This is a genomic window from Flavobacterium sp. LC2016-12, assembly GCF_015351595.1.
Classification (GTDB): Bacteria; Bacteroidota; Bacteroidia; order Flavobacteriales; family Flavobacteriaceae; genus Flavobacterium.
Window position 1 is genome coordinate 59,911 of record NZ_JADKPT010000019.1, and the last position, 13,750, is coordinate 73,660.

Here is a 13,750-nt window from a genome sequence, read left to right on the forward strand (position 1 = left end):
AAATCTTCCATAAGGAGAAGTAGAAATTGAAGTAAAAACACATCATAAAAACGAAATAACATGGGCAAAAAGAAAATACTTTTTATTCTTGCACCCTTTTTTATACTGCAATTAGGTTGGTCTCAAAAAAGTTTCCCAAACTTAGAATCCGCTAAAAACAGTATTAATTATAAAGGAAACCCAACAAATGCTACAGACAGAAAATCATTAGCTTTCTCAGATAAAGGTGCGTGGTTTGCATTCGGATTCTTAGAACCATCAGAAGTTAAGGCAGGATTTTCAGGACCTTTTTTAATGACAGAACAAAACGGGGTTTGGTTAAGTCCTTCGTTTGTTTCTTTAGAATTAAAGGATGAAAACAAGCAGGAAGTCATCAATTGGAAAAGTGCATTAATTGATCAAAATAGTTACAATAGCCATTTAGAGCAACAATTTAAAAATGACAAATTAGAGATAAAACAACAGTTGGTATTTTTATCGGGTCATTCGGCATTACAAAAAACAAGTATTACTAATAAATCAGGAAAAACGATAACCCTTTTCCCGTCTTATAATTCGAACATTTTTTTAGATGATTTACAGTTGTCTCAAGAAGATAAAAAAATAAAAATCGTTTCTACGAAAAGTACTGCGACAGGCTACATTCAGTTCTTAAATAGTAATCCTGAAATTGAACTTACAAAACAAGGATACAAAGCCCAGACGGAAAAACTGGTATTAAAACCAAATGAAACGAAAGAGATTGTAGTGGCTCAAACTTTTATTTTTGCTCAATATTCATGGAAAAATGAAAACGAAACTATTGCAAAAATAATTTTCAAAACATTGCTTAACAACACGCAAAAAGAAAAGGAACGACAATTGGCGGAATTAATAGCCAAAAAGAAAAGCATTTACAAAGATGCAGTTTATTCTGATTTGATTGCAAAATTGGTTTTAACGCTACAAAACAACACCAGAATTGCTGCGGAAGGATTAAAGCACGGAGGCCTTTTTCCGAGTTATAATTACGAGTGGTTTCATGGTTTTTGGGCTTGGGATAGTTGGAAACATGCTGTTGCTGTAGCGAATTATGATTCGGAATTGGCAAAAAATCAAATGCGTGCTTTATTTGATTATCAGGAACCAAACGGATTTATACCGGATTGTATCTACAGAAATAATCTTCTGGAAGAAAACAATTACCGAAATACGAAAGCGCCACTTGCTGCCTGGGCAATCTGGAAAATTTACGAAAAAACGAAAGACGTTAACTTCATAAAAGAGTTTTATCCAAAGTTAAAATTATATCATAATTGGTGGTATAAAGACCGTGATCATGATCAGGATGGTTTATGTGAATTTGGTTCAACCGACGGAACTGTGATCGCGGCAAAATGGGAAAGCGGAATGGACAATGCCGTTCGTTTTGATGATAGTAAAATTCTGAAAAACGGAGAAAAAGCCTATTCACTAGATCAGGAAAGTGTAGACTTAAATTCGTTTCTATATGCTGAAAAGGACTATTTAAATAAAATGGCTGCCGTTTTAAAACTGACGGAAGAAGCTAAAAAATGGAAAGACGAAAGTGTAACGCTAAAAGCTAAAATTCAAAATCAGTTTTGGGATGCGTCAACAGGTTGGTTTTACGACACTACAATCGACGGTAAAACATTAATTAAAGCAATGGGATGTGAAGGTTATTTACCAATTTGGGCTGAGGTTGCCACGGCTGAACAAGCCAAAGCTGCTAAAGCGAATATGTTAGATACAAAATCCTTAAACACCTTTGTTCCTTTACCAACATTGGCCGCAAATCATCCTAAATTTAAACCTGAAGGTGGCTATTGGAGAGGACCGGTTTGGCTTGATCAAAGTTATTTTGGAATTAACGGATTAGAAAAATACGGATACACAACCGAGGCAAATGAATTAGCACACAAACTGATTTACAATGCAGAAGGAGTTTTAGACAAAGGAACCTCAATTAGAGAAAACTATCAGCCTGTTACAGGAAAAGGATTAGAAGCTTTTAATTTTAGCTGGTCAGCCTCTCATTATTTAATGCTGCTTTTACAAGACAAATAGTCGAACTAATTTCTAAATTTGATTAACACAACAATATTACAAAGTATGTTCAACCAAAAAATATCGTTAACAAAAATAGTTTTAACAGGCTTGCTTATTGCGAATTGCAATTCAACACCTGTTTTTTCTCAAACTAAAAAAACTATTGCAACGGAAAAGAAAGACCCACAGCGTTTTTTCCCGAAACAAGATTTAATGCAAATTGGGGTTTATTATTATCCCGAGCAATGGCCAAGAGAGCAATGGGAACGTGATTTAAAAAATATTAAAAAGTTCGGATTTGAATTTACTCATTTTGCTGAATTTGCCTGGACTTATATGGAACCCGAAGAAGGAAAGTATGATTTTAAATGGCTCGATGATGCTTTGGCTATAGCCGAAAAAGAAGGATTAAAAGTTATTCTTTGTACACCAACACCAACACCTCCTGCATGGATGGGAGAGAAATATCCAGAAATCTATCTGGTTGATGCAAACGGTCGTCGCAGAGAGCATGGAAATAGAGCCAACGTATCTATTACAAATGAAAAATACCGAGAATTTACCGATAAGATTGTAGCGGAATTAGGGAAAAGATACGGTAAGAATAAAAATATTATGGGTTGGCAAATCGACAATGAACCGTTAGGAACTGCCGATTTTAGTGCTTCTGCCCGCAAAGCTTTTCAAACCTGGCTTAAAGCTAAATACGGAACAATAGAAAAGCTAAATACAGAATGGGTTGGGAATTTTTGGAGTACGAGATATAATAATTTCGAACAAATTGTTTTACCAAATGCCGAAATGTATTCTGAAGATAAATTAAGTCCGCATGCTGTTTTAGATTTTAAAAGATTTACTTCGGATGCACAAGGTGAATACTTGAACAGACAGGCCGAAATACTTCGAAAATATACAGATCCAAAACAATGGATTACAACAAACTTTACCAATGTAATTTACGATGCCGATCCAAGAAGTGCAGACAAAATGGACTTCATCACCTATACTATGTATCCTGTAAGCGGTCAGAATCCTTTAGGTGGAGATAGTTTTAGAATGGGTTCTCCAAGTAAAATTTTAGAGGCAAACGATTATTACAGATCAATAAGTGGCGTTACAGGTGTTATGGAATTGCAGCCGGGACAAGTAAATTGGGCCAGTATCAATCCACAATTACTTCCGGGAACAGTACATATGTGGCTTTCACAAGCTTTTGGCGGCGGTTGTTCTTTTACCTGTACGTATCGATACAGGCATCCGCTTGGAAGCAGCGAAATGTACCACGACGGAATAGTAGGAACAGACGGTGTTACCCTTTCTCAGGGTGGAAAAGAATTTGTACAATCGATTGAAGATATGAAAAAGCTTCGTAAAGAGTACGATCCAAAAGCTATAATGCCTCAGGAAATCGCAAAGAGAAAAACAGGTTTTTTATGGAGTCATGAAAATCTGTGGGATTTAGAAAATCAAAAACAAACCCGATTTTGGAACACCTGGAAACATAGAAATACTTATACTACTGCCGTTAAATCAACTGGCGCACCAATGGATTTTATTACTGAAGGAGATAATTTTGATGATTATGCTTTTATTGTGGCACCTGCTTATCAGCTAGTAGATCAAAAACTGGTAGCGAAGTGGCAAAAATATGTGGAGAACGGAGGAAATTTAATTCTATCATGTCGCACAGGCCAAAAAGATAAAAACGGTCATTTCTTTGAAGCAAACTGGAACGCTCCAATTGTTCCATTAATTGGTGCAGATGTTGACTTTTTTGATATGTTAGTTGCAGATGTAAACGGGACTATCAAAGCAGGAAATAACAGTTATAAATGGAATACCTGGGCAGATGTATTGACTCCAAAAGCAGGAACAGAAGTTTTAGCAACTTACGATGATCAGTTTTACAAAGATAAAGCGGCTGTTGTTACCAGAAAATTGGGAAAAGGAACCATTACCTATATTGGTGTTGAAAGCAATGACGGTGCCTTAGAAAGAGAAGTGGTTCGTACTGTTTACTCTCGAGCTAAAGTAGTAATTGAAGATTTGCCAAAAGGAGTTTTTATAGAATGGCGCGATGGTTTTTATGTGGGTGTAAACTATACGAATGAACCAGTTAATTTGCAGGTTCCTGCAGGAAGTAAGATACTTGTGGGACAAAATCCTTTACAACCAGCTCAGGCTTTAATTTGGAAATAAAAGGTTTGCCACGAATTTCACGAATGAGCACGAATTTTTTAAAATAGCATACGCATAGTAATTAGTGTAAATTAGTGAAATTCGCGGCGAAAAAACAAAGAAGTAAACTCGTGGCGAAAAAAAAAAAAAAGACAAAAACAATTTAATATAATACCAATGACTTTTTCAGAAGAAACAATTCAGGGTTTAGTAAAAGAGCATTACGGACTAAATGTAACCGTAAAAGCATTAAATGGGTATGATGAATTAAATTTTCTTTTATCGAATGAAAAAAATGAAAAATACATTCTAAAAGTATCAAATGAGAGTCACCCGTTTCCATTTCTGGAAGCGCAGATTAATATTATCCAGCATCTTAAAAAAAGCAATATTTCAGATTGTTTTCAGCACTTTAGCATCAATAAACAAGGAGAAGAATTAACGAAGATAATAAGAGATTCTAAAACCTATTATATAAGAATCCTAAACTTTTTAGAAGGTACTTTTTGGGTTGATGCAAAAGAAAAAACAAGTGAATTAAACCATAATTTAGGCTCATTTTTAGGAAGTATGGATCATGCATTGCAGGATTTTTCTCATCCTGCAATGCATCGTAGTTATACGTGGGATATTAGCCGTGCCAGCGAAGCAGGTGATAATCTAAAACATATTCTGAACCATGAAAAAAGAAGAATTGCAGGTTATTTTTTGTTACAGTTTGACACAGAAGTAGTACCGGAAATTCACCGTTTAAGACATGCATATATTCATAACGATGCCAATGATTATAACATATTAGTACAAGAAAATCGTATTAGTGGTTTGATTGATTTTGGCGATATGATTTATACTGCATTAGCCAATAATTTAGCGATAGCCTGTACTTATGCCATGTTGGATGAGGAAGATCCGTTAGCAGTTGCGGCATCGATTGTAGCGGGGTATCATAAAGCATATCCACTTAAAGAGCAGGAATTAGATTTATTATACTATTTAATTGCGGGAAGACTTTGTATCAGCGTAACCCAATCGGCTTATAATGCATCATTAGACAGTAATAATGAACATCATTTTATTACCGAAAAACCAGCCTGGAATTTGCTATATAAATTAATCGAGATTAATCCAATCAAAGCGCAAGATGCTTTTAGAAAAGCTTGCGGTTTTACCGGATTAATAAACAATGATGATTACAGCGATTTACTCGAAGTTCGAAAAAAGAAAATTGGCCGAAATTTAAGTATCGGTTACAAAGACAAATTAAAAATTGTTAAAGGAGCTTTGCAATATTTGTACGATGATAAAGGAAGAACCTTTATAGATTGCGTCAATAACCCTTCGCATGTTGGGCATTGTCATCCGGTTGTAGTTCGAAAAATGCAAAAGCAAATTGCAACTTTAAATACCAATACCAGATATTTAAATGATGCCATAACGGAGTATGCAGAGAAACTAACAGCAACATTACCGGAAAAATTAAGCGTTTGTTACTTCGTAAATTCGGGTAGTGAAGCTAATGATTTAGCGATCAGAATGAGCCGCCATTTTACCAAACAAAAAGATATTATTGTTTTGGATCATGCCTATCACGGAACTTCCACAGTTGCAATGGAAATGAGTCCGTATAAATTTGATAGTAAAGGCGGTTCTGGACAAATGCCGTGGATACACAAAGCAATTAATCCTGATTTGTATCGTGGTCCTTATAAATATGACGACGAAAAAGCGGGTGAAAAATATGCTGCTGATGTACAAAGAATTATTGAAGACTTAAAAAGAGAAGACAAAGCACCAGCCGTATTTATCTGCGAAACGCTATTAGGAGTTGGAGGTCAGATTCCGTTACCCGAAAATTATTTAAAAACAGCTTATGACTATGTCAGAGCAGCCGGAGGTGTTTGTATTGCTGATGAGGTTCAGGTTGGTTTCGGCCGAATTGGAGATTATTTCTGGGGATTTGAATTGCAAAATGTAATTCCGGATATAATAGTTTTAGGAAAACCAATCGGTAACGGACATCCATTAGCAGCTGTGATTGTAACAGAAGAAATTGCGGATGCTTTCAATAACGGATTAGAATATTTTAACACTTTTGGGGGGAATCCTGTTTCAATGACTACAGGATTAGCCGTTTTAGATGTTATTCAGGAAGAAGAAATGCAAAAACATGCCTTAGAAGTTGGAAATCATTTAATGAACGGGCTTAAAGGTTTAATGGCAAAATATCCAATTATTAGTGACGTTCGCGGACATGGATTGTTCATTGGAGCCGAAATGGTAAAAGACAGAACAACTATGGAACCTGCCGTTCCTGAAATAGACATTGTGGTGGAAAAAATGAAAGCAAACGGTTATTTACTAAGTACCGACGGACCTTTGCACAACGTTTTAAAAATAAAGCCTCCAATGACATTCAGTAAGCAAAATGCGGATGAAATGGTAAGATTATTAGATATCGCTTTAACCGAATTGTAAAAGAAATGTCGTCGCAACGGCACGAAGTTTAAGAACAAAACCTTGGCGACTTTGCGCCTTTGTGGCGAAATTTATATAATAAAGTATTAAAATGAATGATAATAATATCCTTTCCAAGAGTTCCATTAATCTTGAAGGTTTAGAGAAACAATTAGAAGGTAAATTATTTTACGATCACACCATGCGTTTGCTCTACGCAACTGATGCCAGCGCTTATAAAGAAATGCCTTTGGCAGTAGCGATTCCGAAAACAAAAGAGGATATTCAGAAAATTATCGCTTTTGCAAGAGAGAATGGCAGTAGTGTAATACCGCGTGCAGCCGGAACTTCGCTTGCGGGTCAGGTAGTTGGAAACGGAATTATAGTTGATATTTCGCAGGAATTTACCAAAATTATCTCGGTAGATCAGGCTAATAAATCAGCCTGGGTAGAGCCGGGTGTAATTCGCGATGAATTTAATCTTCATTTAAAATCCTATAAATTGTTTTTTGGTCCGGAAACTTCAACCAGTAATCGTTGCATGATTGGTGGAATGGTTGGGAACAATGCCTGTGGTGCAAGATCTGTTATTTATGGATCTACACGTGAACATTTATTGGAAATAAAAGGTTTTTTGGCTGATGGAAATGAAGTCACCTTTGGTTCTTTGACCAATGCTGAGTTTGAAGATAAATGCAACGGAATTAATGTCGTGAGCCCGTTAGAGCAAGCTATTTATTTGCAGGCCAAAGAAATATTATCTTCTGAAAGTAACAGAGTTTTATTTGAAGATAATTTTCCGAAGAAAACAATTCCGAGAAGAAATACAGGTTATGCTTTAGATTTATTGGCAGATGCTATGCCTTTTGGAGATTCGAATGAAAAATTCAATTTTTGTAAATTAATTGCAGGATCTGAGGGGACTTTATTCTTTTCCACCGCTATAAAAGTAAATTTAGTTGATGCTTTAAAACCTTATGCAGCTTTAGTTTGTGTTCATTTTGAAAGTATCAATGAATCGCTTAAAGCGAATATAGAAGCTTTGAAATTCAATCCGGATAGTGTTGAGTTAATTGACCATTATATCTTGGAATGTACCAAAGAAAATATAGAACAAAGCAAGAATCGCTTTTTTGTAAAAGGAGATCCTCAGGCTATTTTAGCAGTTGAATTTTTAAGAGATTCACAAGAAGAAATTGATGCTATCGCAAAGGAAATGGAAGCGTTGATGCGTTCTAAAAATCTGGGGTACCATTTTCCGATTGTTTATGGTGATGATACTAATAAAGTCTGGACGTTAAGAAAAGCAGGATTGGGTTTATTGTCTAATATTCCCGGCGACGCAAAAGCCGTTGCTGTAATTGAAGATACTGCGGTAGATGTTAATGATTTACCTGATTTTATCGAAGATTTTAATGCAATTTTAAAAGAAAGAAATTTAAACTGTGTGCATTATGCGCATGCCGCCACGGGAGAATTACACCTTCGTCCCATTATTGATTTAAAAACTAAAGAAGGAACAGCACTGTTTAGAACGATAGCAACAGATATTGCACATTTAGTAAAAAAATATAAAGGTTCATTAAGCGGAGAACATGGAGATGGAAGACTTCGTGGTGAATTTATTCCGTTGATGTTGGGCGAAGAAATCTATCAATTGTTTATTCAGATAAAGGATGTTTGGGATCCTTGGGGCGTTTTTAATCCGGGTAAAATCGTGAATACACCACCCATGGATTCTAGTTTAAGATACACAGCGGGTCAGGACACCCCAATGCCGGATACTTATTTTGATTTCTCAGAACATAACGGAATCCTGCGCGCGGCCGAAATGTGTAATGGATCGGGGGATTGTAGAAAAACGGAGAAAAGCGGCGGTACCATGTGTCCGAGTTATATGGCGACACGCGACGAAAAACATACTACTCGTGCGAGAGCAAACATTTTAAGAGAAACCATCACAAATTCAAAAAAAGAAAATAAGTTTGATGACGAAAACCTTCTTGATGTACTTGATTTGTGCTTAAGTTGTAAAGGATGTAAATCAGAATGTCCTTCGAATGTGGATATGGCAAAACTTAAAGCGGAGACTTTACAACAATACCATGACAAAAATGGAGTAAAATTTCGCTCGAGATTAATTGGGAACACACCAAAAATAAACCATTTGTTTGCTTCAATTCCGTGGGCTTATAATTTATCTACTAAAGGTTTACTAGGGAATATCATCAAAAAATCAACTGGTTTTGCAACAGAAAGAAAGTTGCCTTTAATGCACAAAATTACTTTTGCCAAATGGATAAAAAATTACATTCAGGAAGGAGATTTTATAAATGGTATAGTATATCTGTATAATGATGAGTTTCTGAATTATTATGATGTAGAAATTGGCCAGACAACTGTTAAGCTTCTGAATCGTTTGGGGTATTTGGTTGAAATTCCTAAAATCGGTATAAGCGGAAGAACCTATCTTTCAAAAGGAATGCTAAAAGAAGCTAGAGAAATTGCAGAAAAAAATACTCAGGATTTTGAAAAAGCTATCCCCGAAGAAGGTTTGTTAATCGGAATAGAACCTTCTGCAATATTAACCTTCCTTGACGAATACCCTGATTTATGTCGTGGAGATTTAAAAACGAAAGCAAAATTATTTGGAACAAAAACTTTTTTAATCGAAGAGTTTTTAGCCAAAGAATTAGAAGCGGGAAGAATCACCTCTGATAGTTTTACAGATAAAATAGAAAGAGTTAGAATGCATGGACATTGTTTTCAGAAAGCTTTATCATCATTGGTACCACTAAAGAAAATTTTAACTTTACCAAAGAATTATACGGTTCTAAATATCCCGAGTGGCTGTTGTGGTATGGCGGGATCTTTTGGCTACGAAAAAGAACATTATGATATCTCGATGAAAATAGGAGAATTGGTTTTGTTTCCAACCATCCGTTCTGAAGAACACGCAACATTGATTTCTGCATCAGGAACAAGTTGCAGGCATCAAATTGCAGATGGTACAGGACGTATAGCGCAACATCCGGTAGAGATACTTTATAGGGCTTTAAAGTAATTTTATTACTGAATAAATTAGGAATTGACCATACTATTAGCTGCAAAGGAAAGTAATGTATATTGTTAAAAAAATTAAGTTTTTTCTATTTTTGAAGATATTTAGGATTTGATTCCTATTTTTATTTCTTAAAGAAGTCTCGATAATATAATAAGAGCTTCTTTTCGAAATAATGTTTATCAACTAAAGAAGTAAATAGATACACTTAAATGAAAAAACACTTTATAACGTTAACGAGCTCTTTCACGATAGCTCTTTTTATTCTGACAAGCTATTCCAGTACGATAACAGCACAACAAATTATCTCAGTAAAAACAAAAAGCAATGCACTTGTTTTGCAGGTAACTCCGGGAAAAGAAGTAAACACTATTTATTTGGGAGAAAAACTGGCAAATGATGTTGATTATGAAAAAATTCAGGGACAGTTTCGTCAGGGAGCAGATTATTCGGGAATTTATAATGCAGCCTATACACCATCAGGATCTAAAAATTTATTAGAACCTGCAATTACCATAACACATGCAGACGGGAATACGTCATTAGATTTGTTATATGTATCACACAAAACAACAACGGTAACTACAGGAATTTCGCAAACTGAAATTACCCTTAAAGATCCCATATATCCTGTTGAGGTTCATCTGTTTATTCTTGCCTATTATGACACAGATGTTATCGAACAGTGGACCACAATTCAGCACAGCGAAAAAGCAAATATTACTTTGAATAAATACGCTTCTGCAAATTTATATCTGAAAGGATACAGTAATTTTTGGCTAAACCAATATCATGGTGAATGGGCAAGAGAAATGCAGCCTGAAGAAACAAAACTGACACACGGAATTAAGGTTTTAGACACAAAACTAGGTGCTCGCGCTAATTTATTTCAGCCTTCAGTATTTATGGTTTCTTTGGATAAACCAGCTACAGAAGACGAAGGAAAAGTTTTGTTTGCAGGTTTAGAATGGTCAGGGAATTTTAGAACCGATTTAGAATTAGATCCATTAAATAATCTGCGTATTATCTCAGGTATTAACAATGCGGCAGCTGCTTATTCATTGCCTAAAAATGAAGTCTTTTCAACACCTAAATTTTGGTATACCTTATCATCAAAAGGAAAAGGATATGCAAGTCGTAATTTGCACGATTGGTCAAGAAATAACAAAATATTAGACGGTAAAGGTAGCCGTATGACATTGCTGAACAACTGGGAAGCGACTTATTTCAATTTTGACGAGGATAAACTTAAAGTACTTATTGCCGATAGTAAAAAGCTGGGCGTAGATATGTTTTTATTGGATGACGGCTGGTTTGGAAACAATTATCCACGTAACAATGACAATGCAGGTTTGGGAGATTGGGAGGTAAATAAAAAGAAATTGCCAAACGGAATTGGAACTTTAGTAAAAACAGCCAAAGACAATAAGGTAAAATTCGGAATCTGGATTGAGCCGGAAATGGTAAACCCTGCAAGTGATTTATATAAAAAACATCCGGAGTGGGTTATTAAACAACCGGCAAGAGCAGAACATTATTTCCGTAATCAGCTAGTTTTGGATTTATCAAATCCAAAAGTCCAGGATTTTGTTTACGGTATTGTAGATAATCTTTTTACTGAAAACCCAGAATTAGCTTATATCAAATGGGATTGTAATGCCGTAATTTATAATGCGTACTCTAGTAATCTAAAAGACAAGCAGAATAATTTTTATACGGATTATGTAAACGGACTATATAAAGTTCTGGAACGCATTCGCGTAAAATATCCAAAAGTGCCCATGATGCTTTGTTCTGGCGGAGGAGGCCGAGTAGACTATGCAGCCTTGAAATATTTTACAGAATTTTGGCCAAGTGATAATACCGATCCCTTAGAGCGTGTATACATACAATGGGAATACTCGTATTTTTATCCGGCGCTTACCATTGCGGCACACGTTACCGATTGGGGTAAACAGTCGATTAAATACCGTACTGATATTGCCATGATGGGAAGATTAGGTTTTGATATTGTGGTTAAAGATCTAAACGAAAAAGATTTAGCTTTTACCCAAGAAGCTATAAAAAATTATAATGCACTAAGTAATACAATCTGGCAGGGTGATCAGTATCGTTTGCAAAGTCCGTGGGATAATGATGCAGCATCAGTAATGTTTGTCAATAAAAATGGAAACGAAGCAGTGGTATTCAGCTATTCTGTTAACTCCAGATATGAAGCCGGGACACATCTTCCAGTTAAATTAAAAGGACTACAATCAGACTTAAATTATAAAGTAGAAGAAATCAATATTTATCCTGATAAAAAAGCAGCTGTAGAAACTGCCGTTTATTCAGGTGATTTTTTAATGCAGATTGGTATTAATCCAAATGTAACAGTATCAAATAGCAGTGTTGTATTGAAAATCACCAAGAGCTAAAATAAATATTACTTTATAAAGTAGTTAGAAATTTATTAAAGAGAAAATAGAATATTGTTTTTTGTAAGTTTAAGATATTAAAATAATTTTAGAATGAATAACGGAAAAAACCTTAAGGCAGTGGCCTACGGAGAGGTGCTTTGGGATGTTTTTAACAAAGAGAAAAAGATTGGTGGTGCACCTCTAAATGTAGCATTACGTATGAAAACATTCGGTTGCGAGGTGGCCATGATTAGCTGCGTAGGATATGATGAAGACGGAGAAGCAATTATCAATCAGATAAAAAGCTTAGGGCTGGAAACAGATACTATTGTTAAATCAGAAGATTTTCCTACTGGTTTAGTAAATGTAACATTGAATGAACGTGGTTCAGCAAGTTATGAAATCGCTTATCCTTCAGCTTGGGATAAAATTGAATTGAACGATTTCGCTAAAAAGATAGCTTTCGATGCTGATGTCTTAATTTACGGAAGCTTAGTTTGTAGAGATAAGATATCAAGAGCGTCCTTGGAAGAATTGTTGCAAACTCAGGCTTATAAGGTTTTTGATGTTAATTTAAGAAAACCACATTATACTTATGAAATGCTGGAGCAATTAATGCATGCTTCAGATTTTATTAAGTTCAATGATGAAGAGTTACTAGAAATTACGGCAACGATGAAGTCGTCATCTATCAGTTTAGAAGAAAATATGCGTTTTATTGCAGAAAGAACTAAAGTTACTGCAATGTGTGTCACCAGAGGTAAGCACGGTGCTTTGCTAATGTGGGATGGGCAAATTTACGAAAACGGTGGTTATCCTGTTGAAGTTGCGGATACAGTAGGAGCAGGCGATTCATTTTTGGCAGCTTTAATTACTTCCTTATTTACAGATAAAGAACCTCAGTACGCTATTAATTTTGCTTGTGCAGTTGGAGCATTAGTTGCAGCGGCGCCAGGGGCCAATCCGGAAATACCGTATTCTAAGATTGAAAATTTAATGTTAAATGTAAAAGTATAGTCTTCCTTATATAGGTGTTTAAAATTATGCCCTTGAACTGAGAATGTTTAAGGGCTATTTTTTTATTACCTTATTATAGTATAGATTAACGTCTGATCTGTTTTAGACAGCTAACTTTTCTGATCCCTAATTATGATGAAAAAGAAAAACTAAACTTCAGCTGAAATTTATTGTATATGTATTAATAAGTATGAATTTGTACTATATATAAGAAGGATTCTTTAGAGAAGAAGTAGTATTTTAATAAGGAGCTGATCCCGCTATCCGCTACAATCTTTTGTGGTGAACCCCACCACAAAAGGATTTCCACTACTATCGGGGCTAGGAGAGTTGTTTTCAAGAGAGGCCTTATATATAAGTATAGAAAGATACGTATCGGAAAAGCGTGAAAAGAAGACTTTGTGCCTTGTTGTCTTTGTGACAAAGACCAAAAAGGCGATATAAAGAGGTAAAAGGCGAAAAAGAAGCTTAATGCGATATGTTGTAAAGTTCTCAGTAAAGAATGTATTGCTGTGTGAAGTCTATAAAAATGGCAGTTCAGGAAATAAAAGAATTGAGGTAAATACAAACACTACGGAATATTCTTACAAAC

The 13,750-nt window shown here is 35.3% G+C and carries 6 protein-coding genes; all 6 read left to right on the top strand.

The window, feature by feature from the left end; translation table 11 throughout:
• Positions 1–60 precede the first annotated feature (60 nt).
• On the top strand, positions 61–2,067 hold the full coding sequence (locus IRZ99_RS20940; protein WP_194659320.1) for a trehalase family glycosidase: 2,007 nt from the start codon (positions 61–63) through the stop codon (positions 2,065–2,067).
• Between the two features lie 45 nt (positions 2,068–2,112).
• Positions 2,113–4,248 carry a beta-galactosidase gene (locus IRZ99_RS20945; protein WP_194659321.1) on the top strand — a complete coding sequence of 712 codons (2,136 nt, stop codon included), beginning with the start codon at positions 2,113–2,115 and terminating at the stop codon, positions 4,246–4,248.
• Between the two features lie 156 nt (positions 4,249–4,404).
• A complete protein-coding gene (locus IRZ99_RS20950; protein ID WP_194659322.1) occupies positions 4,405–6,702 on the top strand; it encodes an aminotransferase class III-fold pyridoxal phosphate-dependent enzyme in 2,298 nt (765 codons plus the stop codon).
• A 91-nt stretch (positions 6,703–6,793) separates the two neighbouring features.
• Positions 6,794–9,745: an FAD-binding and (Fe-S)-binding domain-containing protein gene (locus IRZ99_RS20955; RefSeq protein WP_194659323.1), complete on the top strand. Its 2,952-nt coding sequence runs from the start codon at positions 6,794–6,796 to the stop codon at positions 9,743–9,745.
• Positions 9,746–9,954: 209 nt separating this feature from the next.
• A complete protein-coding gene (locus IRZ99_RS20960) occupies positions 9,955–12,159 on the top strand; it encodes an alpha-galactosidase (RefSeq protein WP_194659324.1) in 2,205 nt (734 codons plus the stop codon).
• A 93-nt stretch (positions 12,160–12,252) separates the two neighbouring features.
• Complete coding sequence (locus IRZ99_RS20965; RefSeq protein ID WP_194659325.1) at positions 12,253–13,158, top strand: carbohydrate kinase family protein; 906 nt, start codon at positions 12,253–12,255, stop codon at positions 13,156–13,158.
• Positions 13,159–13,750 lie beyond the last annotated feature (592 nt).